General features: G+C 45.7%; 26 protein-coding genes and 3 tRNA genes. 19 read left to right on the top strand and 10 right to left on the bottom strand.

The features are described from left to right. Positions 1-420 precede the first annotated feature (420 nt). Complete coding sequence (gene pssA / locus SOHN41_RS14225; RefSeq protein WP_007650232.1) at positions 421-1,239, bottom strand: CDP-diacylglycerol--serine O-phosphatidyltransferase; 819 nt, start codon at positions 1,237-1,239, stop codon at positions 421-423. 93 nt (positions 1,240-1,332) lie between these two features. Between pssA and SOHN41_RS14230 the strand changes: the two genes are divergently transcribed. Beyond that, a complete protein-coding gene (locus SOHN41_RS14230; protein ID WP_007650235.1) occupies positions 1,333-1,800 on the top strand; it encodes a DUF4124 domain-containing protein in 468 nt (155 codons plus the stop codon). Between the two features lie 102 nt (positions 1,801-1,902). On the opposite strand, the gene clpB is transcribed toward SOHN41_RS14230, so the two are convergent. From clpB to rluD, 3 genes are all read right to left on the bottom strand, one after another. After that, positions 1,903-4,476, bottom strand: coding sequence for an ATP-dependent chaperone ClpB (gene clpB / locus SOHN41_RS14235; protein WP_007650236.1), 2,574 nt, complete (start codon positions 4,474-4,476; stop codon positions 1,903-1,905). Positions 4,477-4,675: 199 nt separating this feature from the next. Beyond that, positions 4,676-5,413, bottom strand: coding sequence for a peptidoglycan editing factor PgeF (gene pgeF / locus SOHN41_RS14240; protein WP_037459256.1), 738 nt, complete (start codon positions 5,411-5,413; stop codon positions 4,676-4,678). Positions 5,414-5,416: 3 nt separating this feature from the next. Next, on the bottom strand, positions 5,417-6,388 hold the full coding sequence (gene rluD / locus SOHN41_RS14245; RefSeq protein WP_007650240.1) for a 23S rRNA pseudouridine(1911/1915/1917) synthase RluD: 972 nt from the start codon (positions 6,386-6,388) through the stop codon (positions 5,417-5,419). Positions 6,389-6,510: 122 nt separating this feature from the next. Here rluD and SOHN41_RS14250 point away from each other — a divergent pair, with 122 nt between their 5' ends. The 5 genes from SOHN41_RS14250 (at position 6,511) to SOHN41_RS14270 (ending at position 9,636) form a co-directional block, all read left to right on the top strand. Further along, positions 6,511-7,272: an outer membrane protein assembly factor BamD gene (locus SOHN41_RS14250; protein WP_007650242.1), complete on the top strand. Its 762-nt coding sequence runs from the start codon at positions 6,511-6,513 to the stop codon at positions 7,270-7,272. A gap of 228 nt (positions 7,273-7,500) precedes the next feature. Continuing rightward, positions 7,501-7,576 (top strand) — tRNA-Phe (locus tag SOHN41_RS14255). A 54-nt stretch (positions 7,577-7,630) separates the two neighbouring features. Continuing rightward, positions 7,631-7,717: transfer RNA gene (locus SOHN41_RS14260), tRNA-Leu, on the top strand. 44 nt (positions 7,718-7,761) lie between these two features. Then, a tRNA-Leu gene (locus SOHN41_RS14265) sits at positions 7,762-7,848 on the top strand. 162 nt (positions 7,849-8,010) lie between these two features. Then, on the top strand, positions 8,011-9,636 hold the full coding sequence (locus tag SOHN41_RS14270) for a methyl-accepting chemotaxis protein (RefSeq protein ID WP_007650244.1): 1,626 nt from the start codon (positions 8,011-8,013) through the stop codon (positions 9,634-9,636). Between the two features lie 138 nt (positions 9,637-9,774). Here the strand turns inward: SOHN41_RS14270 and SOHN41_RS14275 are convergent, their stop codons facing one another. After that, positions 9,775-10,482: a pseudouridine synthase gene (locus SOHN41_RS14275; RefSeq protein ID WP_007650246.1), complete on the bottom strand. Its 708-nt coding sequence runs from the start codon at positions 10,480-10,482 to the stop codon at positions 9,775-9,777. A gap of 61 nt (positions 10,483-10,543) precedes the next feature. Then, positions 10,544-11,167 carry a helix-turn-helix transcriptional regulator gene (locus SOHN41_RS14280; RefSeq protein ID WP_007650252.1) on the bottom strand — a complete coding sequence of 208 codons (624 nt, stop codon included), beginning with the start codon at positions 11,165-11,167 and terminating at the stop codon, positions 10,544-10,546. 146 nt (positions 11,168-11,313) lie between these two features. On the opposite strand from SOHN41_RS14280, the gene SOHN41_RS14285 reads away from it, so the two are divergent. From SOHN41_RS14285 to SOHN41_RS14295, 3 genes are all read left to right on the top strand, one after another. Then, on the top strand, positions 11,314-11,928 hold the full coding sequence (locus SOHN41_RS14285; protein ID WP_007650255.1) for an NADPH-dependent FMN reductase: 615 nt from the start codon (positions 11,314-11,316) through the stop codon (positions 11,926-11,928). A 56-nt stretch (positions 11,929-11,984) separates the two neighbouring features. Beyond that, positions 11,985-12,401, top strand: a complete 417-nt coding sequence (locus SOHN41_RS14290) for a VOC family protein (RefSeq protein WP_007650257.1) — start codon at positions 11,985-11,987, stop codon at positions 12,399-12,401. A gap of 214 nt (positions 12,402-12,615) precedes the next feature. Continuing rightward, positions 12,616-13,104 carry a YcxB family protein gene (locus SOHN41_RS14295; protein ID WP_007650259.1) on the top strand — a complete coding sequence of 163 codons (489 nt, stop codon included), beginning with the start codon at positions 12,616-12,618 and terminating at the stop codon, positions 13,102-13,104. 105 nt (positions 13,105-13,209) lie between these two features. On the opposite strand, the gene SOHN41_RS14300 is transcribed toward SOHN41_RS14295, so the two are convergent. Further along, entirely contained in the window at positions 13,210-13,773 is a 564-nt protein-coding gene (locus SOHN41_RS14300; RefSeq protein WP_007650261.1) for an acetate uptake transporter, read from the bottom strand. 722 nt (positions 13,774-14,495) lie between these two features. Here SOHN41_RS14300 and SOHN41_RS14305 point away from each other — a divergent pair. From SOHN41_RS14305 to SOHN41_RS14325, 5 genes are all read left to right on the top strand, one after another. After that, complete coding sequence (locus SOHN41_RS14305; protein ID WP_007650263.1) at positions 14,496-14,732, top strand: hypothetical protein; 237 nt, start codon at positions 14,496-14,498, stop codon at positions 14,730-14,732. Between the two features lie 364 nt (positions 14,733-15,096). Beyond that, positions 15,097-15,957 carry a MipA/OmpV family protein gene (locus tag SOHN41_RS14310; RefSeq protein WP_037459243.1) on the top strand — a complete coding sequence of 287 codons (861 nt, stop codon included), beginning with the start codon at positions 15,097-15,099 and terminating at the stop codon, positions 15,955-15,957. Positions 15,958-15,962: 5 nt separating this feature from the next. Next, the gene (locus SOHN41_RS14315) at positions 15,963-16,376 is read left to right on the top strand and encodes a DUF3019 domain-containing protein (protein ID WP_007650267.1); all 414 of its coding nucleotides are present in this window, start codon (positions 15,963-15,965) and stop codon (positions 16,374-16,376) included. Beyond that, the gene (locus SOHN41_RS14320; RefSeq protein WP_007650270.1) at positions 16,376-17,089 is read left to right on the top strand and encodes a response regulator; all 714 of its coding nucleotides are present in this window, start codon (positions 16,376-16,378) and stop codon (positions 17,087-17,089) included. The genes SOHN41_RS14315 and SOHN41_RS14320 overlap by 1 nt, the downstream gene beginning before the upstream one ends. Positions 17,090-17,098: 9 nt before the next feature. Further along, a complete protein-coding gene (locus SOHN41_RS14325; RefSeq protein ID WP_007650272.1) occupies positions 17,099-18,367 on the top strand; it encodes an ATP-binding protein in 1,269 nt (422 codons plus the stop codon). A gap of 84 nt (positions 18,368-18,451) precedes the next feature. Here SOHN41_RS14325 and SOHN41_RS14330 read toward each other — a convergent pair whose 3' ends face one another. Next, a complete protein-coding gene (locus SOHN41_RS14330) occupies positions 18,452-18,757 on the bottom strand; it encodes a DUF1289 domain-containing protein (protein WP_007650274.1) in 306 nt (101 codons plus the stop codon). 162 nt (positions 18,758-18,919) lie between these two features. Between SOHN41_RS14330 and SOHN41_RS14335 the strand changes: the two genes are divergently transcribed. After that, positions 18,920-19,456, top strand: coding sequence for a DUF4136 domain-containing protein (locus SOHN41_RS14335; protein WP_007650276.1), 537 nt, complete (start codon positions 18,920-18,922; stop codon positions 19,454-19,456). Positions 19,457-19,564: 108 nt separating this feature from the next. Here SOHN41_RS14335 and cysM read toward each other — a convergent pair whose 3' ends face one another. After that, positions 19,565-20,443, bottom strand: coding sequence for a cysteine synthase CysM (gene cysM, locus SOHN41_RS14340; RefSeq protein ID WP_007650280.1), 879 nt, complete (start codon positions 20,441-20,443; stop codon positions 19,565-19,567). A gap of 211 nt (positions 20,444-20,654) precedes the next feature. Here cysM and cysP point away from each other — a divergent pair, with 211 nt between their 5' ends. The 4 genes from cysP (at position 20,655) to SOHN41_RS14360 (ending at position 24,707) form a co-directional block, all read left to right on the top strand. After that, entirely contained in the window at positions 20,655-21,662 is a 1,008-nt protein-coding gene (gene cysP, locus SOHN41_RS14345; RefSeq protein WP_007650281.1) for a thiosulfate ABC transporter substrate-binding protein CysP, read from the top strand. Positions 21,663-21,858: 196 nt separating this feature from the next. Then, entirely contained in the window at positions 21,859-22,704 is an 846-nt protein-coding gene (gene cysT / locus SOHN41_RS14350; protein WP_007650282.1) for a sulfate/thiosulfate ABC transporter permease CysT, read from the top strand. Between the two features lie 9 nt (positions 22,705-22,713). Continuing rightward, a complete protein-coding gene (gene cysW / locus SOHN41_RS14355) occupies positions 22,714-23,580 on the top strand; it encodes a sulfate ABC transporter permease subunit CysW (RefSeq protein ID WP_007650283.1) in 867 nt (288 codons plus the stop codon). Continuing rightward, positions 23,577-24,707 (top strand): sulfate/molybdate ABC transporter ATP-binding protein, encoded by a 1,131-nt coding sequence (locus SOHN41_RS14360; RefSeq protein ID WP_007650284.1) that lies wholly within the window; start codon positions 23,577-23,579, stop codon positions 24,705-24,707. Before cysW ends, SOHN41_RS14360 begins: the two co-directional genes overlap by 4 nt. A 158-nt stretch (positions 24,708-24,865) precedes the next feature. Here SOHN41_RS14360 and SOHN41_RS14365 read toward each other — a convergent pair whose 3' ends face one another. Next, positions 24,866-26,371: an AAA family ATPase gene (locus SOHN41_RS14365; protein WP_007650286.1), complete on the bottom strand. Its 1,506-nt coding sequence runs from the start codon at positions 26,369-26,371 to the stop codon at positions 24,866-24,868. Between the last annotated feature and the right edge of the window lie 91 nt (positions 26,372-26,462).

A 26,462-nucleotide genomic window follows, 5' to 3' on the forward strand; every position in this document is an offset into this window, starting at 1 on the left:
TTTCGCGTCAAGGAGTTTTTGAAAACTTTCTTTTCGCTCATCAATCAGTAAACTCATCGATGAACTGTCACACCAAGCTGCTTTCGCTGTCTGCCGTGTCAGTGGATGCGCATTATAGGCAGCTAAACTTTTTGTGCAAGGGCTTTTTTAACAATCAACGCCAAGCGAACAAATAATCACCAAAATGTCCGTTAAAAGGGATAAAACCCTTGGGTTGATAAGTTTGGCATAGGAATTTTAGGAGTGCTGATAATTTAATAGATCAAATAAACATAAACAGTCGGCAGTGGAAGCTTTTGGCTATATCAGCCAACATTCCCCATGGTTAGCTGATTTGGATTACATCTGACGTTTTTCTATGCTCAAGTTATCAAGCCGTGCGCCCAGCCTCAATCTGAAACAAAGGAGTGAAATATCCCGTTAAGGCCTATCCTCTTCATGTCTATTGTTGGGATCTACTTCAATATCAGTTTCACTTTCGCTTGGCTCATTATCACCTACAACATGAGCGACCTTTAATTTTCTTACCGTTCTAATAGTAATGACTGGGCCTGAAATTGCATAGAGGTAGAAACCGATGCATAGGATTAATGCTGGTTGAACCGATACCACCACGAATACTCCCACAACCAATAATATGGCAATAAAGTTAACTTTACCGCGCCAATCAATTTCTTTGAAAGAATGATAACGGAAATTACTCACCATCAATAAGCCGATTGCCGCAGTCACAAGACCCGCAATCCAGCTGATACTTTTACCATCTAAGCTGTACTGATTTCCGAGCCAAATACTGCCAGCGATAACTGCTGCTGCAGCTGGACTTGCAAGTCCCTGAAAATACCGCTTATCAGCTACGCCAACTTGAGTATTAAAGCGAGCGAGCCTTAAAGCGGCACCGGCGCAATAAATGAACGCCGCTAGCCAACCAATTTTACCTAAATCGGCTAACGCCCAATTATAAGCGAGTAAGGCGGGCGCCATGCCAAAGGACACCATGTCTGCCATACTGTCATACTCTGCGCCAAAATCGCTTTGTGTATTAGTGAGTCTTGCGACTCGACCATCGAGGCCATCGCAGATCATTGCGACAAAAATAGCAATCGCAGCAGCTTCAAAATTGGCATTCATCGAGGCGATCACAGCATAAAAACCCGAAAATAATCCTGCTGTGGTGAATAGATTTGGCAGTAAATAGATACCTTTATTCTTTACTGTTTGATTCGAAGAATTTTGCATACACTTATATAAGTTATAAGCTGGGATGAATGTAAGCTTCAAGATAGCATATTTTACTAACATGTCGATGAGCGACAATGAGGGATGATACCCATGTTAAAGATGACTAGGTTAACGGCGCCGCTGTTTTACATTTTTTGGCTCTGTTTGTTAGGACAACCCGTAGTTGCAGGTGTGATTTACACTTGGGTTGATGAACAGGGTGTCACTCATTACAGCCAACAACCACCGGAACAAGAACAACTGAAAGCCAGTCAACTCTATAGTGAAGATATTGAACGGGCAAAAGTAGGTTATGTAGCACCGATTAAAAAAGAGCAACCACAAGCTGTGAGTGAACTCGAAAAATCAGCGGCACTCATTAAAGAAAAAGATGCGAAACAAGCTCAGTCTATCTGTGAAAATGCTAAACATAATTTGGATGTGCTGACGACACACAACAAACTTATTCGTAAGAGTGAAGATCCAACTAAGGAGCCTGAGGCTATGACCGAAGAAGAGAGGCAAACCGCCATTGCACAACAGCAAGAGAGAATTAAACTCTTCTGTGATAAAAAATAGTCTCCCCCATATAAGAAGAGCCGAGTCAATACTCGGCTCTTTCATTATTCCAAAGAGAGATCTTGGTTTAGCCGTTACCGCACTAAACCATCACTAGACCCCTTACTGCTCAAACACTAACTCGCCACCCGCACAGCTGACCTTGATCGGTTTACCCGGCAACAAGTCGCCGCGGAGTAATTTTTGCGCCAGCGGGTTTTCGACTTCTTGCTGCAATGCCCGTTTCAACGGTCTTGCACCATACACAGGGTCGAAACCAATTTCCGCAATCAGTGATAATGCGTCGTCGGTGATCTCCAATGTATAGTCCTTCTCCGCCAAACGTTGGCGCAAGGAGGCAATCTGTATCGAAGCAATACGTTTGATATTGGCAGCATCCAATGGATGGAACACCACAGATTCATCGATACGGTTTAAAAACTCGGGTCTAAAGCTGTGAGTGACCACATTCATCACCGACGCTTTCATCTCACCATAGCTCACATGCCCAAATCCTTCTTGGATAATGTCGGAGCCTAAGTTCGAGGTCATGATGATCACTGTATTTCTAAAATCGACAGTACGACCTTGACCATCGGTTAAGCGTCCATCATCAAGTACTTGCAGTAGGATGTTAAACACATCGGGATGCGCTTTCTCGACTTCGTCGAGCAATATCACCGAATACGGTTTACGACGAACGGCTTCCGTTAAGTAACCGCCCTCTTCATAACCCACATATCCTGGAGGGGCGCCCACTAAACGCGATACAGAGTGTTTTTCCATAAACTCAGACATATCAATGCGCACTAAGGCCGATTCGGTATCGAATAAGAACCTCGCCAGTGATTTACACAGCTCAGTTTTACCCACGCCCGTTGGGCCTAAGAACAGGAACGAGCCAATCGGGCGATTTGGGTCCGCCAGACCCGCGCGGCTACGACGAATCGCATTCGCGACCGCATCGACGGCTTCGTTTTGGCCTATCACCCGCTCGTGCAGCGCCACTTCCATTTGCAGTAATTTTTCGCGCTCGCCTTCAAGCATTTTCGATACGGGTATTCCCGTTGCTTTCGACAGCACTTCTGCAATTTCAAGCTCTGTGACCTTATTACGAAGTAAGGTCATGTCCTGCATTTCAGCTTGTGACGCCAAATCGAGCTGTTTCTCAAGCTCAGGAATACGACCATATTGCAGTTCAGACATTCGAGTGAGATCGCCAGCTCGGCGAGCCACCTCTAAATCCATCCGCGCCTGCTCGAGATCGGCTTTAATATGCTGAGTTCCCGCTAATGCAGCTTTTTCGGTACGCCAAATCTCGTTGAGTTCAGACGCCTTAGCCTCAACCTCATGCAATTCCACTCGCAGATGATCGAGTCGACGGCGGCTCGCCTCGTCATTTTCTTTGGCTAATGCTTGCTCCTCCAGTTTGAGTTGGATAGCACGGCGTTCGAGCCTGTCGAGTAACTCAGGTTTTGAGTCCATCTGCATGCGGATGCTGGACGCCGCTTCGTCGATCAAATCGATCGCTTTATCGGGCAATTTACGGTCCGACACATAACGGTGCGACATGGTCGCCGCCGCCACAATCGCCGGATCGGTAATTTCCACATGGTGATGTAGCTCGTAGCGTTCTTTCAGTCCACGCAAAATGGCGATGGTGTCTTCGACACTGGGCTCATCCACCAGCACTTTTTGGAAACGACGTTCAAGGGCCGCATCTTTTTCGATGTACTGCCGATACTCATCGAGCGTGGTCGCACCCACACAGTGTAAGTCTCCCCGTGCTAATGCAGGTTTAAGCATATTCCCCGCATCCATTGCGCCCTCACCTTTACCAGCACCGACCATAGTATGCAGTTCATCGATAAAGAGGATCACTTGACCTTCTTCCTGTGCTAACTCATTAAGCACTGCTTTTAAACGCTCTTCGAACTCACCGCGATATTTAGCACCCGCAATCAATGACCCCATGTCGAGGGATAAGACACGCTTATTTTTAATGCCCTCGGGGACTTCACCATTAACAATACGCTGGGCAAGCCCTTCAACAATCGCCGTTTTACCCACACCCGGCTCACCGATAAGGACGGGGTTGTTTTTACTGCGACGTTGTAGCACTTGAATGGTGCGGCGAATTTCATCGTCACGACCGATCACAGGATCTAGCTTGCCTTGTTCAGCTCGTTCGGTCAGATCTATGGTGAATTTCTTCAGCGCTTGGCGTTGATCTTCGGCATTAGGATCATCCACTTTTTGGCCACCTCGTACCTGTTCGATAGTTTGTTCCAGCAGCTCTTTGGTAGCGCCAGACTTTTTCAAACATTGAGCCAAAGCATCTGAACCTTCTAATGCCGCCAGCACAAACAACTCACTGGAGATATATTTGTCTTTGCGCTTTTGCGCTAACTTATCGCACAGGTTTAGTAAGCGAATTAACCCTTGGGATAGCTGCACATCGCCGCCAGTGCCTTCGACTTGAGGCAAGCGTTCTAACTCTTGGCTAAGCAGCGAACGCAGCGCACTCACTCGAATACCAGCTTGGGTTAATAAGGGATGGATAGAACCAGAATCCTGATTAAGCAGTGCCATCATCAAATGTAGCGGTTCGATAAACTGATGATCACGCCCAAGTGCGAGTGACTGGGCATCGGAGATGGCAAGCTGAAATTTATTGGTCATACGATCGAGTCGCATACAGCCTCCTAAAACTCACATATTTAGAGATATGCCAATCCACAAGATATCTTGCCAAGGTAGTGGCTAAAAATCAGTACTGCTAATGGAGAGATCTAATGGGATTGGGATTACATTTCATTAGTTAAAATGATGGGGGCTATTTAGCCAATTTCAAGCAACTGGAAGATAAATAAATACAAATGGTAGGGGAATTTGCTTAAGACTTAAGCCAGATCAATGAAGCCATTCGCCCCGTCACTTTATCGCGGCGATAGGAAAAATATTCAGGGCTCGATACAGTACAGATATCGGCACTGTAAATATGAGTTATCCCGAGTAAACTCAAGCGCAATTTAGCCAAGCCAATTATATCAGCAAGAAACTTGCCACCACTTGGAATAAAACACTCTGCAGCCTGGAGATGCAAACCACAAAATGCGTGCTTCACTTCGGCGCCGACTTCAAACTTTTGCGGACCAATAGCGGGGCCGAGATAGGCAATCAACTCCCCCATAGGTGAACTAAACTGCGCCGCGGTGGTCTCGATCACACCATCACACAGACCGCGCCAACCAGCATGGGCCGCCGCAACCTCGGTTCCCGCCTGATTACACAGCAACACAGGTAAACAATCGGCGGTCATTACTGCACAAACTCGTCCAGCGGTTCGGCTATAACTGGCATCGGCAATCGGTGTATCTTTGGCAATACAGGCTAAATCCAGCGTGTCTAAATTGAGCACATGAGTACCATGCACTTGCTCAAGCCAAACAGGTTCAGAGGGAAGCAGCAGCAGATTTGCCAATATGCCACGATTTGCCAGTACTTGCTCTGGTGCATCACCGACATGTAGCCCAAGGTTGAGACTATTATAAGGCGACGAGCTGGCACCACCATGACGATCCGTCATGGCAATACCAACATTAGCAGGAACAGGCCAATCGTGAACAAACACCAATCAATACTCGATGGGATGTTCTAGGGTGTCTTGACGTAAGGCCTTAGTCAAAATCACCATATCTTCAGGAATTGGTGCCTGCCAACTCATGATTTCACAGCTCACAGGGTGCGCTAACTCGAGACGCACCGCATGTAGTGCTTGGCGTTTAAAGTTTTTCAAAATTTCAAAAAACTCAGGACTCGCGGCCTTTGGTGGTTTTGGACGGCCACCGTATACAGGATCGCCTACTAATACGTGGCCAATATATTCCATATGCACACGAATTTGGTGAGTACGACCCGACTCCAAGCGTAATCTCAGACGTGTGTGATTACGGAATTTTTCCGCCACACGATAATGGGTTACCGCAGGCTTACCCGAGTGATGCACCGCCATATGAGTACGTTTAGTGAGATGTCGGCCAATTGGCTCGTCCACAGTACCGCCGGCAGTCATAGTGCCCATCACAATCGCTTCGTATTCACGGGTGATTTCACGGGCTTGTAATGCTGCAACTAAGTGAGTTTGTGCTTCAACGGTTTTCGCAACCACCATCAAACCCGTAGTGTCTTTATCCAGACGGTGCACAATACCTGCGCGTGGCACATGCTCAATATCGGGGCAATGGTGCAAAAGAGCATTCATCAGCGTACCATCAGCATTACCCGCACCAGGATGCACAACTAAACCAGCTTGTTTGTTGATCACCAAAATATGATCATCTTCGTAGACAATATTCAGCTCGATGGCCTGTGCTGCCGCATGCACTTCTTCTTCAAGTGTGGCTGCAATTTCAATCTGTTGTAGCTCGAATACTTTCTCGCGAGGCTTATTAACAACCACGCCGTCAACATGAACTGCATCAGATAGGATCCATTCCTTGATGCGCGTGCGCGAGTAATCTGGGAACAACTCTGCTAGAGCCTGATCTAATCTCAGGCCAGTTTGTGTTGCCGAAATCTCGCTTTTTAGATTAATCTCTTGTGTCATAGGAACCGTATCCCCATTTAGGGGTCAAAAAATGTGTGCTATCTGTTACAATCGGATGTTTTCTATTTTATAGTGAAATGGAAAAATTCTTAACTACAACTTAAAAAGAATTGAATTCAAGTATGTATAAATTTTCCAAAGGCGTAACCTTAGTCCTATTTTCACTAGCGTTATCAGCCTGTAGTAGCAGTCCTGAAGATAACGACATTGCCGCAAAAACCTCACCTGACGTACTTTATTCTCAGGCAAGAACCTCAATGGAGCTTGGCAATTACTCAAAAGCGGTCCGTTCATTGGAAGCATTGGACTCTCGCTTCCCCTTCGGCCCCCATAAAACTCAAGTCCAGCTAGATTTGATTTATGCGTACTATAAAATGGATGATGTCGCCTCAGGCATTGCCAATATAGACAGATTTATCCGTCTAAACCCAACCCATCCCGATATTGATTACGTCTACTACATGCGTGGACTCGTCAATATGCAAGCGGACAGTTACTTGTTCCACGATATGTTAAATATCGACCGAACTGACCGCGATCCTAAAAATGCTCAAGATGCTTTCAAGGATTTTGAACGTTTAATTAAAACCTACCCTAACAGCAAATATGCCGCCGATGCACAAAAGCGCATGTTATCGCTGAAGAATCGCTTGGCAAAATATTCAATTCAAGTTGCCGAGTATTATCTCAAGATGAACGCTTGGAGTGCCGCAGCAATCCGAGCTCAATCAGTGCTAGAAACATACCCTGGCACCCCTTCAACCGAACGGGCGTTAGAGATAATGATAGAAGCTTATGGCGAATTAGGTCAGAACCAACTGAAGCAAAACGTGCTCATGGTAATGCAAGCTAACTTCCCAAACAATGAAATCTTATCGAACTGACCAAGAATGCCCCTTCTAAAGGGGCATTTTTTTAGCACTAAGCTAAACTTTTGATTCTTCTACTGCCGCCAGTCCTATGCCTTAATTGATGATTTGCCCCAGAATATAGCCCTAAACTACAGCTGCGCCCCCTATTCGAGTAAAACTTATGCAACTGCACCGATTTTTACCTGATTTAGTAAAAATCTATTGACTCAAAACCCGAAAAGCCTTTAAATTGCGCCCGTCGCCCGAATAGCTCAGTCGGTAGAGCAGAGGATTGAAAATCCTCGTGTCCCTGGTTCGATTCCGGGTTCGGGCACCATCTTTAATTTGGTTGCTAGTGCGACCAGAGTTAAAGGATTGCAATAGGTACAGTGCAGGTGTGGTGGAATTGGTAGACACGCCAGCTTCAGGTGCTGGTGCTCGCAAGGGCGTGGAGGTTCAAGTCCTCTCACCTGTACCAAATTGCAATTCAAATTTTGATTCGGTCAAAGGCCGAATACCAATGCAGATGTGGTGGAATTGGTAGACACGCCAGCTTCAGGTGCTGGTGCTCGCAAGGGCGTGGAGGTTCAAGTCCTCTCATCTGTACCAACATGTAAACCTCGCTTAGCGAGGTTTTTTTGTTTCTGCAATAAAACTTTTCCGCTTTCCCCTAATTTCCCCAACTTTGCTATAACTAATCTTACAGGCTCATCATAGGGATAACTCGAGCTCTGCCTAAAGGACACTCTTAGTTCTACAGAGACAATCCATATGAATGGCCTACAGATCAAACAAAAAATGTTCATCGGCATTCTTGTGCCACTTGCAATGCTACTCGTTATCGGTTTTATCGCTATTAATATGATGGGGAAAATCGAGTCGGGTGTTGAACGCATCTATAACGACAGAGTCGTGCCGCTGGATGATTTAAAAGTCATTGCCGACAAATATGCCGTCGATGTCATTGATGCGATTAATAAAGCCAATGCAGGCGGATTTAGCACTCCCCAAGCTATTGATGCACTTGAAAGTGCAAGATCTATGGTTAATCAACATTGGCAAAAATACCTCGCCACAGAGTTAACCAAAGAAGAATCGCAACTCGCGCAACAGGCTGAATACTTATTTTCACCTGCAAATCAACAGATTGAGAAACTAATCTCACGCTTACGGTTATTAAATGGGAATGTTGCCCACCAACTAAACGCAGATATATTGCCTCTCTACCAAGCCGTCGATCCCATTAGCGGAAAAATCTCGGAGTTAATTGCGCTGCAAATCAACATAGCAGGACAAGAAAAAGATACCGTAAAGGGAATTTATCAATCTTCCATCTCTATTTTCATGATCTTAGCAGGGCTTGCCATGCTGATCAGTATCGGAATTGGACTCTGGGTTAATCGCAGTGTTATGAATCCCATCACTGATATCGTCGCTAAACTTAGCACTATTCACCAAGACTCAGATCTGACTGTAAAGTTTAAGATGTTCAACGATGATGAATTAGGTCAAATATCCACAAGTCTCAGCCAAGTTATCGAGCACTTAAGGGGTATTTTGAATTCTATTGCAGAGGCGGCAAACACAGTAAATGATTCTGCAAACGATCTCAGTGGCTTTACTCAAGCGACGAATAAACGTATGCAGCAACAGCAAGCCGAGACGGAACAAACCGCAACCGCGATGAATGAAATGACCGCGACGGTTGCCGAAGTTGCCCAGAGCGCTGCCGCAGCGGCTGATTCCGCGAAAGACGCTGATACCTACGCAGCCAATGGTAATCATATTGTGATGCAGTCGATTAACAGTATGTCGCAACTTTCAGATCAAATTCAAAAAACGGCCCAAGTGATTGGAGTGCTATCCAATGAAAGTCAGAATATTGGCCGCGTGCTTGATGTGATTAAGAGTATTGCTGAGCAAACCAACCTATTGGCACTGAATGCGGCCATAGAAGCGGCTCGCGCCGGTGAGCAAGGTCGCGGCTTTGCGGTCGTTGCCGATGAGGTGCGAACCCTCGCCCAGCGAACTCAAAAGTCCACTCAGGAAATTGAAGTGATGATCGCCACCCTGCAATTAGGCGTCAAAGAAGCCGTCAGCTCAATGGAAGTGGGGATAAATCAAGTTAACGATGCCAATGATAAAGCCAATCAGGCGGGCCAAGCACTGAAAGAAATCGTCACCTCAGTGGATAATATCACTGAACTTAACACGCATATTGCAACCGCGGCCGAAGAACAAAGTAGCGTAGCCGAAAGCATTAACCGCAGCATTATTGCCATTAGTGATATCGCCGAACACTCTACAACTTCCGCTATTGAGCTAAGTGAATCGGTAATTAATTTAACAAAACTCGCCAGCAGTATGCGTAATCAAGTCAGCGCATTTAGGCTATAAGTGCATATCACTGACTGGAGGGAATATTGGCGCTCAAGCCAGTATTTATACTTAGAGCTTAGATTTTATGCTTCGCATGGGCAACGATAGCGACAAAGAGATTGGACTGGCAGATATGTTCTCTGGGTTTTATCAATTCTAACGGATAGAAGCCACTTCAGCGGTGGTGAGCGGGCGACTCTCACCCGGCGCCAGTTGTTCATCTAACACAATATCGCCTATCGATAATCGATGCAGACCAATCACAGGATTACGAAATCGGCCAAACATGCGTTTAATTTGATGGTACTTACCTTCCCTCAGCGTCACCTCAGCCACATGATCATCGAGGATAATCAGTTTGGCTGCTTGCGTCCTAATGTCTTCAAATCCAAAATACATACCCTCTGCAAATGCAGCAATATAATCCTCCGTTAGGGGATTAGCGAGCGTTACCCGATACACTTTTTCAACCTTCTGCGTGGGCGACATCAGAGCCTCTGACCAGCGACTGTCATTGGTTAGCAATAATAATCCGGAAGAGTTTAAGTCCAATCGACCCGCAATATGCAACTCATCACGCTGCTCGCAGTTGAGTAGCTCGATGACCGTTTTATGCTGCTCATCTTTAGTGGCACTCACTACGCCTATGGGCTTATGCAACATGATATAGATGGGGCTGTTGGCCTGTAAAATTTGCCCATCGAGCTGTATATGGGAAAATTCATCCACTTGCCTATCCATTTCTTTAGTAATCTGGCCATCGACCCGCACACGGCCAGCGAGCAATAGTTCTCGTACCAATTTGCGGGGTATTTGCTGCTTTGTACTAAGATATCTATCGAGCCGACCACGTTTAGATTGCATAACACCTCGACATATTTACCCTAAATAGCCCATAAAAAGTGGCTCCCAATATCGACCTATACTACTGGCTGAGGGGAAGCATTCGATATGCACAGCGGCGTGCGCCTTCGATGATATGCTCTTCACGGCTTACCACGGCGATATCGGCGAATAGCTGCTGGAAAAGTTGCAACTCTGAGCGACAAAAGTTCAAACAATGAGTTGCCGCAGTGCAGATAGGACAATGATTTTCGAGTAGAAAATACACCCCATCGATTTGCTCCATCGTCGCCATATAACCTTCGTTTGAGCGTAATTGCGCGAGTATACCCAAACGTGTCGGAATATCTGCCGCCCCTTCCATAGCGGCACTATATTGGACTAATGCACTTTGCTCCCTGTGGTCGATAAGCTTATCCAAGCCTTGGTCGCCAAAGATCATCTTAACAGAATCAATCAGTTGTACAGTTAATTCCCCATGGCGATCGGCAAAGTGAGTTCGGCTTTGTTCAGTCAATCCCCAGTAACGCGTTGGACGACCACGGCCTTCGACTCTATCTTCAATATCCACATCGCCAGCCTCTTCCAAAGCCTGAAGATGTTGGCGCACGCCCATAGTCGTTAACAGCAATTCCTCCGCTAAGGTTTTAGCGGTGAGCGGGCCATGCAACTTGAGCAATTGAATAATCTTATCAGTGGTTTTCATTTAAGCTCTCCGATCTTCACAACGGATTATCCCCCAATCGCCCGCTTTTTAATAGATTAAATAAACTTTTTTATTTACTTTATCCTTTACAAGATTAAATAAAGTAATTACCTTATAAATAATTTATAAACAAATAGGTTTACTTAATGAAATTACTCATCATCAGCGCCAGCCAAAGAGCTGGTTCCCAGAGTGCTAAAGTCGGTCGCTATATCGCCGAAAGCAGTTTCTTATCACCCCATGCTATGGGCTACGCCAGCATACATCACTTAGAGTTATGCCAATTCAATCTGCCCTTTTGGGATGGTGAGGAAGACAACAAGGGGAAACACTGGCCCGAAATAATGCAAAGAGTCGATGAAGCCGATGCACTAGTGCTTATCACTCCAGAATGGGGTGGCATGGCCTCGCCACTACTGAAGAACTTTCTCTTGATGTGTACTCGCGAAGAAACTGCCCATAAACCGGCACTACTAATCTCAGTGTCGAGCGGGATTGGTGGCACCTATCCCATCGTTGAAGTGAAGATGAATGCACTGAAAAACAATAAATTAGTCCCTATTCCCGATCACTTGATCATTCGCAATGTCAGCAATGTACTCAATGCCGTTCCCGAGGGTGAGCGTGATATCGCACTCAGGGAAAGAGTGCAATACAGCTTGTATATGCTGTATCAATATGCCCAAGCATTAGCCCCCATTCGTGAACGACACATAGGTCAAGCATACCCAAAGCAGCAGGAATACTGCTACGGTATGTAAGCGGCTTGAGATTTTAACCACCAGCAACAGACTAAAATCATTACAAGGAACGCATCATGATTCATTTAGAGCATATCAACTTAGTAGTAGACGACATCACTGCAGCACTGCGCTTTTATCAAGCGGCTTTTCCCCACTGGCGTGTTCGCGGTGGCGATAAGGGCTCCTGGTACGGTAAACCCCGCAATTGGATTCATTTTGGCGATGATTATCAATACATTGCTTTTAGTGACAATGGTGAGGGAGAAAACCGAGATTTAACTGGCCATCAAATTGGACTGGCGCATTTTGCCTTTGTCACCGACAACTTAGATGCTGTGATAGCAAGATTGACCCAAGCAGGATTTCCGATTGCCAAAGAGGGGATGGAAGATCCCTATCGGCGCAATATTTACTTCTTCGACGCCCATGGTTTTGAAGTGGAGTTTGTGGAGTATTTGAGTGATATTCCAGCAGAGCGCAATCGTTATTGATAAATGAACCTCGGCGGTAGCTCTATGTCAGCTTCAGGCTAAAATCATAAATGACATAGCTTCAATGGTTAGAGTGCTTAGTCGGCAGAAGTGGATAAAAGCGGTCAAGCTGCGGTCCACTTTGCCATCATGCACTCGCGCTTAAAATCGTTACTTTGAAACCGTAAATCGCTACACTAGCCGCCACAAAGCGAGTTACTAAATAGATGACACTATGCCTACGCCTTATTCCTATTCCACGACTTATACCCTAGATAAAGCGCATTTTGATGAATGCTATACCCAATCAGTTATCCCAGCCACCACGCTCAAACCCTACTACAAAGGGATTGGACTGGTACTCATCGGTATCGCGCTTATCTTCACCGACATTAGCCTGTATTTAGCTTACTTCTTCGTTGGGCTAGGCGTTATCGAAGCCCTCAATGTGAAGTATCACAAAGCTTGGTGGTTGATGCGTCAGATGATGAGTAAAGCCGCAAGCAATGAAGTGACATTAACCATTGATGAGCAAGGCATTCGCACCCACTCTCAGTATGTGAATAGCCAAATTCGATGGACAGATATAGATAAGATCAAAGAAACCGCAAAGGGTTTCTTGCTCACCCACAGGCAGGGGACAAGCTATGTATCTTCAAGTTGCCTCGATGCAGCAACCGTTGCCTATATTAGGTCAAAAAAACGAGATTCGGTCACAGACTAAATTAGGACTCAGTTAAGCAGCGCAAACCCAACTTCCACCCACAAAAAAGGCTGATACTTATCAGCCTTTTGTCAGTAATCTGACCTATCCTCGCTAACCTTGAGGTTATTTTTTTAATTCGCCTACGGGCAAAATGGTGCGGCCATATTCGCTGTTCAGCACTTGTGCCATGGCAAAATAAATCGCACCCGCACCACAAATGATCCCTTCAAAACCCGCAATCGTACCGATCAAGGCACTGCCGGTAAAATCACGGGCTGCCAGTAAGAAAAATAAGAGGGTCAATGAAGCAAACACAAATTGTTTAGCCCTTGGGTAACGCAATGATCCTACAAACATAAACGCAGTAAAGATCCCCCAAAGTGTTAAATACCATCCCATAAAATAGGTTGGACTTGCGGCAATGCCAGCATTCGGCATCAAAATTAACCCGACCAAGGTCAACCAAAACAATCCATAGGACGTAAAAGCTGTTGTCCCAAAGGTATCGCCACGCATAAAACACATAATACCCACAATGACTTGGCCAAGACCACCGTAAAAAATGCCCATCGCTAATATCATGGCATCGATGGGAAAATATCCGGCATTATGGATATTTAGCAGAATTGTCGTCATACCAAAGCCCATTAGACCTAATGGTGCTGGATTTGCCAGTTTTGTTGACACAAGAGTTCTCCGAGAGAATTTTTAACCAATAATATCAATATGTTATAAGACACGTTGATACAATAAATAGAAGGAAGTGACGCATTCTATTTAACAGCCAAAATATTAGCAACGAAAACATCTCAAGTTAAAAATCAAAACAAAAACCAACAAATTCAAATGGATATAAAATTTAACTTTAAAAAATTGAAACCTAAAAATTTTGCCATAAAATTAATCTTTTAGATTCAACAAACTATAAAAAAATTTAATAAATAGTGAGATACATCAAGCTTTAGCAAGCAAATTTGCATCAGTTCAAACTTCAATTATTTGCACATAAATAAGCTAAGGCTAAAACGATAGAAAAATAGCATAAATTATTAACTTCATCCCAATATCGACAGAAGAGTGAGATAAATCCTACTTTTAAGAAATTTTTTCAACTTCACCTAGTTCTGTAACATCGCCAATAGCAAGCCGTTTCAAGCTGCAGGCCCACAACAGCACCGAAGCATTTATCTATGTCCGCACTTAGAATTGGACTGAGTGAGCTGGGATTAGGATCCGAGGCAGAAGTTCATAACTCCTTGCCTTATTTAGGGAATAAGATTGAGCAAACCCACAAGCAATTATTTATATCCAAAAAATAATAGCAGTGATAAATTGCTGCAGTTGACACAGTAAAATTGAGAAAACAAATCTTAGTCTGATGTTAACAATCTATAACTAAAGGAAATAAAATGAATAAGTTATCTACTATTATCACTTTGTCGGCCTTAATGAGCTTTGCAACTGTTGCCGATGAATCGACCCTTCCCCCCGCTCCTGCAAGCGACATAGCTCAACTGACCGAAGTTTGCCAACAGATGGCATCTGAGGATCAAGTGGAAAATGCTGAATTAAAGCAATACGTGCTCGATTGTGTGAATGACCAGTTAACTGAAATGGGTTATCAAACCGTAAAAGAACTCAACTAAGACTATTCACATCATTCCTTTAGCGTGATCCCCTTTCCCGGTTTTCACCACTTTCTGTAACGCCATTCATCTATCGAATGGCATTACTTATTTCAATAACCATCATGTTGCATCTCTTTTTAATTACATTTCCTCACACCCAAAGCCATCGAATTAACATTTTAAGTTAACCGTACAAGAGCCCGCAAATATAGCCTTTGGTGCTTTTTAAGTTGTCTTTCAACTGATTACAGCATCTACATATCAGCTATTTATATGATATCTGTATCATTTTGCATCCCTTCAAGTGAAAGCACTGTCGAATTCAGCATAAAATGCTAATCTGTTTCCCTCTGATAACAACCTCAACCCCAAACGCTAAATCATGTATCGTATTGTAGTTATCTTATTAACCAGCCTCTGTCTGCCTTCGATTGGAATGGCGAAGGACTCCTGCGCGACGAAAGATGAATGTATAGAGATGCGAAATTGGGATTTAGGTGTTGCCATTGGTTGGGGACAAAAGACTAACCCATTAAGGGATTTCGACGATATTCCCGTCTTTTTTATTCCCTCAGTGGCTTACTATGGTGAACGTTGGTTTTTCGATAATGGTAATGTCGGTTATAGCCTGACCGAACAAAACTATTTTAGCCTCAACTTAGTGACAAGCTATAGCTTAGATAGAGCCTATTTCTATCGTTGGGATCCCTCCAATATCTTTCTTACCCGTAGCACACAGGAACAGGCTAACTTTAAAACCGCGACCTCTTTGAGCAGTGAACCCGATCCCATATTTAATTCACTGGAGTCACGGAACTTCACCATGCTTGGTGGTGCCGAAGCCTTTATTTACACTTGGTTAGGTACGATTCGATTGGCATACACCCACGATATGTTTAATGTGCATAACGGCTCTGAAGCGCAAGTAAAATGGACCTACGGCTGGCATCCCAATCACTGGATTATCGATTTGTCACTGGTGTTTGATTGGAAGAGTCAAAATGTAGTGGACTATTATTACGGTGTTCGCCCAAGCGAAAATGCCTACTGGAGCCAACAGTACCAAGCTGATTCGGGTTGGAATCAAGGTGCAGAAGTCACGGCACGCTATATATTAACAGACAACTGGGATCTGCTATTGGCAGTTCGCTACACTCAAATTGCCGATGAAATTGCCGCCAGTCCCTTGCTCGATGAAGACTATAGCAGCACCTATTTTGTTGGCGCAGCCTATAGGTTTTAACATTAGTGGCCTACCCTCGTATTAGTTTGCTTTGCGTATTAGGTCTAAGCCTCGGCTTGATGGATCTAAATCCAGCACAAGCCGCCTCGAGTGACGTATCCAGCCTTAAGTTAACACCCGAAATATGCATCACAGGTGCCGAGGGAGAAGCCTGTGAAATCCGAGTCGAATTACGTTGGGAATTACCGCGCAACGAACCGATTTGTATCTTGTCAGATAATGCCGACTACCCTAAGTGGTGTAGTGATACGCCCGAACAACAAAGTATTAGCTTAAATGTAAGCACCTTGACCGATATCCATTTCGTCTTGGTCAGTAAGAAAAATAATCAAACCTTGGCAGGTGCCAAACTAAAAATCACGTCAACCTCGCAGCCTCAGGTGCGCAGACGTTACCGTAACCCTTGGAGTTTATTTTAATGACGAGCCCACAATCACCCCACAGAGTGTTATTGGTTGAAGACGATGTCCGTCTTGCGAATTTAATTGTTGATTACTTGAAATCCCACGGCATGCACGTTGAAGTGGAACGCCGAGGCGATACAGTATTAACACGCTTACTCAACTACAAGCCCGATATCATCTTGCTAGACATCATGCTTCCAGGCATGGATGGCCTTAGCCTATGTGAAAAATTACCCGACTACTTTGCCGGTCCCATCCTACTTATGAGCGCACTAGGCTCGAGTGAAGATCAAATCAAAGGGTTAGAACTTGGTGCCGATGACTATGTCGTCAAGCCCGTAGATCCCGCACTCTTAGTCGCACGGATCAACAACTTATTGCGCCGCCAAAATCAACCACCCCAGGCCGAATCCCATTGTTTAACCTTTGGGAAACTGAGCATAGATCCCCACACCCATGCGATAAGACTCGATGATAAAGAAGTCGATTTAACCAGCCATGAGTTCGAATTACTCTGGCTGCTAGCCTCACAGGCGGGACAAGTGCTGAGTCGTCAATATATCTATCAATTGCTGCTTAATATTGATTTTGATGGGAAAGATCGAAAAATTGATGTGCGTATCTCAAGGCTTCGCAAAAAACTCAACGATAATATTGAGACGCCGTTTAGAATTAAAACCGTTTGGGGCCAAGGCTATCTCTTTGCCCCCGAGGCCTGGAATAACTAAGCCACAACAGTGAAACGTCTCTTTATCAGCTTATACTTGTTACTTAGCCTCAGCTTTCTTGGCATAGGTTGGACACTCGACAGCCTATGGCAGAAAAATGTAGATGATAACAACGCACTCGATGCGCCATTCGTTGCACTCGCGCAGCTATTGGCGCAGCTACCTCAGGATACTCGTAGAGCGTATCTTGAGGCGCTGCCAAATAATCCAGTACTGCCTTTAAATCTACTCGATGCTGATCAAATTGCTTTAGCTAAGGACCAACAACTCAGCCCAAACCATGTAGTGACCACCACCACAAACGATGGTGAGCAGTTCCAATTTATCATGGTTGACAGTCAAGTGTTGATGGCAGGGCCCTTAGATATAGATCCTAGGGCGAACTTACGTAACTTATTCACATTATTCTTTTATCTATCACTAGCCCTAGTCGCACTGATTTGGGTTGGCCCTCTTTCTCGGGACTTAAGCATACTGCGAAAGGCCACAAAAGAATTTGGTGAAGCAAAGTGGGATACGCGCATAACCCTGTCAAATCGTTCCCAAGTTAAACCCTTAGCCAGTACCTTTAATGAAATGGCGCGCCATATCAGTGCCTTAATTGAGAACCAAAAACACCTCTCTAATGCCGTATCCCATGAAATCCGTACGCCACTGGCAAGGCTCAAATTCGCCCTTGCACTTATGCCCATGTATTGTCAGCCAGATTCTGACGAACAAAAACGCCAAGATTTCCTCAATGAAATGCAACTCGATATTAAGGAAATGGAGAATCTGCTCCAAGAATTATTAACCTACGCTAGCTTAGAATCCCAGCGGGAAGGAATTCAACTGGATGAATACGATCTGATCCAGCTTGTTAATCAAACCATTAAACGCCTAGAGAGCTTAAGCCCGCTCCCTATTCACCTGCAAACACAGCTCGGTACCTTAGCCCTTATTGGTGAGCCTGCCTTAATCGAACGCGCTCTGCAAAATTTACTTACTAACGCTCAACGCTTCGCCCGCACAGGCATCAACATTGAAGTCAACCAAACCCAGAAAAAGGTCACCTTAAGTGTGAGCAATGATGGAGAACCCATACCAGAGGTCGATTTACCCAAAGTGTTTGAACCTTTTTACCGAAGTCAGTCGGTACAAAATGGCAATAAAGGGCATGGGTTAGGGTTGGCGATTATCAAACGTATTATGCAACGCCATCAAGGGGATGTAACTGTGGTAAGCAACCCGCAACAAACACGCTTTAGCCTAACTTGGCCTAAAAAGCGCACACTCTAATAGGATGGGGATTCATCAAGTAACAGTCTGCAATAAATACAACGGGAAAATGTAAACTGTGAGTTCAGCAAGTTATCCAACATATTAGTCTAGCTCGAAGCTACCAAAGTCTAAATCGGTGCTGCTCTCGGCCTCAAAATTCAATTGCGGATTTAATGCCGCCCTCTCCTGCGCTATTTGCAGTTGCTGCGCCTTGATCGCTGCCAATTGACGACGACGCTTACGTTGATTGCATAGGCGGATCACATCGTACTTTTGTGCGTCGGTGAAACTCAGCCAATTAAAGCGTTCATCACGGCTACGCAGACAACCTTTACAATAGCCCCGCGCATCGGTTTGACACACACCGACGCAGGGACTAGGGATCTCAAAAAAGGCTAACTGTTCCATGATGATAGAGCTTCTCTGCCATAATTCACGCGCGTTAATTGGGGCGTATTGAACTTGCCGCTAAATGCGCGCTAAAAATTCAACACGTTTATCTAAAGTACTTGCAGGAACAACCTTAATCAAGGCACATTGAACAGAGTTTGTACAACTTGGAGCACTATCATGGGATATCGTCACTTTATTAACCTACTCCTCGCCGTCGCCTTATTGAGCGCTTGCAGCAGTAAACCTAAAAACGATTACGACCTCAATTACGACTTCAACACATTGCACGACTTCACTCAGCTCGCACCATCGTCTACGGACGACCCCTTAAGTGCCCAACGGATCCAAGTTGAAATCAATACCCAATTGCTCCAAAAAGGCTTTGTCGAAAACCCCGCTTCCCCCGATTTTAACGTTGCCTACGCCCTACTCACCCAAGATAAACCTAAGGATTCAGGCCTTTCCATTGGATTAGGCACAGGCACCTTCGGCCGCTCTGGTGGGATTGGAATAGGCACCAGTGTTGGCGTGCCGCTGGGGAGTGATACCGCTAAAATTCAAACCATTCAGATAGATATTATCGACCCTAAGACCAATAAATTAATTTGGCGAGGCAGCGACAAATTTGACTTCGACGCAGGCGGTAATGAAAAAGCCCTGGATACCGCCAAAGCCGTCAGCCGGATCTTGGCGCAGTTCCCACCGAAAAAATAATCACGATTGAGAGGGTAAACTGGGCGTATCTCGCCCAGTTTACCCTTAAAGAACTTGCATCACTCACTACACTAGGGGACACAAGTTTCAGACGTAGATCCCTAAGGCTTAGGAAAAAAGTCCTGATGAAAGGTAGCGATCGCCCCTATCACAGACAATCGCCACAACCACTGAACCCGGGTATTGTTGAGCGATTTCTAGCGCAGCAAACACGGCGCCACCAGAACTAACACCTGCACAAATCCCTTCCTCCCGCGCTAAGGTTCTCGCCATGTTTTTTGCATCTTGCTCTTCAATATCCATGACTAAATCAACCCAAGAAGCATCAAAAATCCCTGGCAAATACGCCTGTGGCCAACGTCGGATCCCAGGAATGCTACTGCCATCGGCGGGTTGAAGGCCGACGATAGTGATTTCAGGATTACAGCCTTTAAGGTATTTAGACACACCCATTATGGTGCCTGTCGTCCCCATACTAGAGACAAAGTGGGTAATTTTGCCTTGACTCTGTTGCCAGATTTCAGGACCTGTCGTAAGAAAATGTGCATTAGCATTATCTTGGTTATTAAATTGATCCAGCACTTTGCCTTTGCCTTCGCTTTGTAACTGCAGCGCTAAATCCCGCGCTGTCTCCATGTTATCCACTAGCATGAGTTCAGCGCCATAGGCTTGCATTGCATCCTTACGCTCTTGAGTCGAATTGTTCGGCATAATCAGGATCATCTTATAGCCTTTGATTGCCGCCGCCATCGCCAGCGCAATCCCAGTATTGCCACTCGTTGCCTCGATAAGCGTATCACCTGGGCTTATTTCTTGACGCAGTTCGGCCTGAATGATCATATTGAGCGCTGGACGATCTTTTACCGAACCTGCAGGATTATTACCTTCCAACTTAAGCAGTACAGTGGAAGAGCCACAGTTAAGCCGCTGTAAACGAACCAGCGGAGTTTGCCCGATACAGGCTTCAATTGTCGGAAAGTCAGACACTAGGGTTATCCTTTACTAGATAAAATAACTAAGCAATAACCTATTCTAAGTGGGTTATCCCGCACAAACACGGTGAATATTGCTTATGCCATAAAATAAATCGCTCATAGTTATTCAAAAAAGCTCTATGCAATTGACTTTTTATAATCAATTAATTCTATTAATCTATATGCTATAACACTGAGCAAGTTGCCAGATTAAGGAGTTAAAGATGCCAGTAAAATTGATAAAGGCCATGCTGGGGACCCTAGTTCTGGGAACCTCACTCAATGTGATCGCCGCAGATCAAACTCTGCTGAATTCCTCCTATGATATCGCTCGGGAATTATTCAATGCCTATAACCCTGTTTTTGCCAAACATTGGCAAGAACAGACAGGTAAAACCGTCGAGATTAAGCAATCCCATGCGGGATCATCGGCACAGGCACGCTCGATTATGCAGGGATTGCCAGCTGATGTAGTGACCTTTAACCAAGTGACGGACGTACAAGTTCTCCACGATCGCGGTAAATTGATCCCTGAAAATTGGCAACAATTACTGCCTAACGCCAGTTCACCTTACTATTCCACCATTGCATTTTTGGTACGTAAGGGTAACCCAAAGCAGATCACCGACTGGGGTGATTTAGCTAAAGATGACGTTAAACTGGTCTTTCCTAACCCAAAAACCTCTGGTAATGCCCGCTACACTTATTTAGCCGCATTAGGTTATGCCCAGAAAAACTATGGTAAGGATAATCAGGCTTCACTGGATCAATTCCTGAAAAAATTCCTCGGTAATGTAGCTGTATTTGATACTGGCGGTCGCGGTGCAACCACCTCCTTTGTTGAACGTGGCATAGGTGATGTATTGATTACCTTTGAATCGGAAGTGAACAATATCCGCCAGCAGTATGGTACGGACGATTACCAAGTGGTTGTTCCAAAAACCTCGATTCTGGCAGAGTTCCCCGTCGCTGTGGTTGAAAAAAATGCTAAGCGTAACGGCACACAGGAACTGGCAACTGAGTATTTGAGTTATCTCTACAGTGAAGAAGCACAGCGTCTACTGGCAGGATTCAATTATCGTGTACACCACGAAAAGGTGAAGGCAGAGTTCGCTAAACAGTTCCCTACGGTTGATCTGCTGACTGTTGAGCAAATCATCGGGGGTTGGGATAACGCCATGAAAACGCAGTTTGCGAACGGTGCAAAACTCGATGAATTACTCAAGCGTTAATCCTAGCTTGATATTGTAAGAGGTTAACGTTGCAACCCGGGCTAAGTCCCGGGTTAAGCAACTTTATGGTGTTTACTGCTGTTGATTCTTCAGCAGCGAAGACGACTTCGATAGGCTCTAACTCAGACAGCAGTTCAGTGATGGCAATTGAATCGTATTGGTCTTAACGCAATTAACCTGATCGGGTGATGATTCTGTGATTTTTAATAACGGGCGTTTACGCCATAAGCGGGTTCTTCCCGGTTTTAGCATCAGCTTAGGTGTATCCCTACTGTTTGTCAGCCTGATCCTATTATTGCCGACCACAGGACTGATAATGCAGACCAGTTCAATGAGCTGGTCCGAATACTGGGGTGTGATTGCCGATCCCCGAGTGGTTGCCAGTTACCGAGTCACGATACTATCGGCACTCGCAGCATCACTATTTAACTGCCTTTTCGGATTATTACTTGCATGGGTACTAGTGCGCTATGAATTTCCCGGCAAACGCATATTAGATGCCTTGGTAGACTTGCCCTTTGCGTTACCGACCGCCGTTGCAGGTATCACCTTAGCGACCCTCTATGCGGAAAATGGCCAAATCGGTAGTCTATTAGCAGAATGGGGCATAAAAGTCGCCTACACCCCCCTGGGCATAGTGGTCGCGATGATTTTCACCAGCATTCCCTTTGTAGTTCGTACCGTACAACCCGTTCTCGAAGAGTTATCTAACGATGAAGAAGAAGCGGGAATGACCCTTGGCGCCTCGGATCGTTCGGTATTCTGGCGGGTTATTTTGCCCTCCCTTTGGCCGGCATTAATGATTGGAGCTGCACTGTCTTTTACCCGCAGTCTGGGTGAGTTTGGTGCCGTGATCTTTATCGCTGGCAATATGCCCTATATCAGCGAAATCACTTCGTTAATGATCTTTGTCCGCCTGCAGGAATTTGATTTTGCAGGTGCCAGTGCCATTGCCTCTGTGGTTCTACTCACCTCGCTATTGCTATTACTGCTGATAAACCTGTGGCAGGCGCGTTACCTGCGCCGCATTCATGGGCGATAAGGAGCGAATATGAACTCATTCAAACCCTTAAGAGTCGGTGAAGCGCCCCTGATAAAATGGAGCCTGATTACCCTTGCGGTGTCATTAGCCCTGCTATTACTGCTATTGCCACTGGTAAGTATTTTTCAGCAGGCGTTTGTCGGAGGTTGGGAGCGTTATATTGAGCACCTAACTCAGCCGGATTCGCTGCATGCGATTGGTTTAACGCTGATGGTGGCAGCACTCACAGTGCCCATCAATTTAGTGTTCGGCGTCATGCTGGCATGGAGTGTCACTCGGTTTGAATTCCCCGGTCGCAAGTTGTTGATCACACTGATTGATATTCCATTTGCGGTATCCCCTGTCGTCGCAGGTTTGCTCTATTTGCTGCTCTATGGCAACAGTGGCTGGCTGGGCGAATGGCTATATGAACACGATCTGCAGATCATGTTTGCTTGGCCTGGGATACTGTTAGTGACTATTTTTGTCACTTGTCCCTTTGTGGCCAGAGAGCTGATCCCATTGATGCAACAACAGGGTGCATCGGAAGAAGAAGCCGCAGTGATCCTCGGCGCCTCATGGTGGCAACTCTTTCGCCGCGTGACCCTGCCCAACATCAAATGGGCACTGATTTACGGTGTCATTCTCACCAATGCCAGAGCCGTGGGGGAATTTGGTGCCGTTGCTGTAGTATCAGGTAACATTCGCGGCGAAACCAACACCTTACCTTTGCATGTGCAGTTATTATACGAAGATTACCAGGCCGAAGCCGCCTTCGCGAGCGCGTCATTACTGGCCCTGATCGCCCTATTTACCCTAATGCTAAAAGCCGTAGTGGAATGGCGGCAACAACGCAGTTTAACCGCCAATGACAATAAAGAGCAGAGCCAATTATGAGTATTCGTCTTACTAATATTTCCAAGAAATTTGGCCAATTTCAGGCGCTTTCTCCACTTAATCTCGACATTCAAGAAGGGGAAATGATTGGTCTGCTGGGACCATCTGGTTCAGGTAAAACCACACTGCTGCGGATTATTGCCGGTCTTGAGGGGGCTGACAGCGGCCAAATTCAATTTGGCAATCGAGATGTCACCCAAGTGCATGTGCGTGAAAGGCGCGTGGGGTTTGTATTTCAAAACTATGCCCTGTTTCGCCATATGACGGTCGCCGATAACGTCGCCTTTGGGCTCGAAGTGATCCCAAAAAAGCAAAGGCCTTCGGCGGCAGAAATTCAGAAGCGGGTCAATCATTTACTTGAGATGGTGCAACTTGGGCACTTGGCACAGCGCTATCCCGAACAACTTTCGGGTGGACAAAAACAGCGTATAGCTCTGGCCCGCGCATTAGCGACCCAGCCAGAAGTCTTGCTACTGGATGAACCCTTTGGTGCCCTAGATGCCAAAGTGCGTAAAGAACTACGCCGCTGGCTACGCAGCCTGCATGATGAATTAAAATTCACCAGCGTGTTTGTGACCCACGATCAGGATGAGGCGCTTGAACTCTCAGATAGAGTGGTAGTGATGAGCAATGGTCATATAGAGCAGATCAATACCCCTGCAGAGTTATACTCGCACCCCAATAGTCGTTTTGTGTTTGATTTTCTAGGTAACGTCAACGTATTTGAAGCCAGTTGGCAACAAAAACGTTGGGAGAATGGCGAAGCATTTTTGACGCCGCCAGAACAGCAAGTATTACAGCAGGATGGCGCGCTCTATGTACGTAGTCATGAATTGGCGCTATCAGACAAACCTAATAGTCAGGCCAATTTACCATTCAATATTGTCGCCATGACCCCCATTGGCGCCGAAGTGAGAGTGGAATTAGCACCACTAGGCTGGCATAGCGAAGAACTGTGGGAAGCTAAATTCACCCACCATAATCTGCAGGAACTCGGCCTGCAAAAAGGCAACGTGGTTTACGCCACCCCAAGAACTGGTTACTTCTTTGGAGCGCAGGGTGAAAGCTCACCGACACGTCTAAGCTGGCCATTCCTGCCACCGGGCAGTCTCGCATTTGATATCTAAATGTCATCATGTTAGGAATAAGCAGCATTAGCGGTACCACTGGGCAGTGATACCGCCAGCCAGATCTTGGCATAATTCCCACCGAAGAGGTAAGCCGCTAATAATGGATGGACGCACATTCGCCCACCCATATACGCTTTGGAGCAAGTGCAAAAATCCTATTCATGGGCATTGACGGTTCGTCCTGCGGCCCATTGTCTAAGCGCATTGATTTTGTCACTCATGACTACAGATAGAGGTCGAGTCTTACTGAGTTCTTCGAGTAATAGCATTTGATCGACACCGCGCTCAACGCTTCTAGCGGTATACATGGCTGCGATAACGGCTTGCTCGATTTCGGCGCCGGAAAATCCTTGGCTACGGGCCGCTAATTGGGCGAGATCTAAGCTCGTCACATCGATTCCACGGCGCTGACAGTGGATTAAAAAGATAGCTTTGCGGATGGCTTCATCGGGGAGGTCGACAAAGAAGGTTTCATCCATTCTCCCCTTACGCATCAGCTCTGGCGGCAGGGCTTGAATATCGTTTGCGGTGGCGACCACAAAGACTTCAGATTTACGCTCCGCCATCCAAGTGAGCAAAGTGCCGAGTATGCGGGTCGATGTGCCCTCATCACTGCTACCGCCGCTTAGACCTTTTTCAATTTCATCTATCCAAAGTACGCAGGGCGACATCATATCGGCGAGATCCAGTGCATTACGCAGGTTCTTCTCGGTTTCACCTATGTATTTGTTGTATAAGGCTGCCATATCGAGTCTGAGCAAGGGCCTCTGCCAAACACCTGCAACCGCCTTAGCCGCTAAACTCTTGCCACTACCCTGAACCCCGAGCAGTAATATTCCCTTAGGCGCATCCAACACTTTAGGAACATCGTTGGTATTCGCTATCCCAGTATCACGTTTGACGTCCGCTATAGGCGAGCGCTGCTTAAGCCATTTTTTGAGGTTATGCAGCCCTGCGACCTGTGAGAAATCACTGGTGTCATATTCAAATTGCAGCACGCCATTTAAGTCGAGTAACTGAAACTTGGCTTTATTGATGGCATCAATATCCGACGAGGTAATAGCGCCATCATCGACTATGGCTTTGCGCACTAGACGGCGGGCATCGTCTAAGGTGACTCCCCGCAGATTCTCCGCCAGTTTTGTTACGGCGGCATCATCGACCAGTAAAGGCATACCTTGGTTACGAATTTTATCGACTTCGAGGTAAATCAGATTTTGCAATTGCACTGTACTTGGCAAAGTTAATTGAAAATAGGCGCAATAGCGTTTAATTTCGGGAGGAATTTCAAAGGCATGACTCACCAGTACTAAGGTGTGCTGCAGCGTCTCATACTCAAGGGCGATCTCTTTGAGTAAACGTACATTCTTAGGGGCGTCGATCACAAAGGGATGGAAGTCGCACAGCACGTAAATCCCCTGCTGCGAGGTTGATTTAATCTGCCCGAGCAGATCTGTAGGCTCACTATTAAACTTTTGCCCCGCCATAGGCCTATCGACCCGCGTTAAACCTTGGGTAATACTCCAAGTAAACACTGGCTGGTACAGTACATTAGCGATCCGCTTAAGCAGCTCGACTACGCGATATTCTTCATAGGTTTCAATCACTACGATTGGCGTATTGGAGCGCAGCACTGAGGTTAAATCGCGAATATCTTGCATGCTTCTATCCATTAGCTGTAATTAAACGGAAATGTTATATAAAAAAGTCCAGCGAACTGGACTTTACAAAATGATGCCACCAAATTAACTC

The sequence above is a fragment of the Shewanella sp. HN-41 genome, assembly GCF_000217915.1.
Lineage (GTDB): Bacteria > Pseudomonadota > Gammaproteobacteria > Enterobacterales > Shewanellaceae > Shewanella.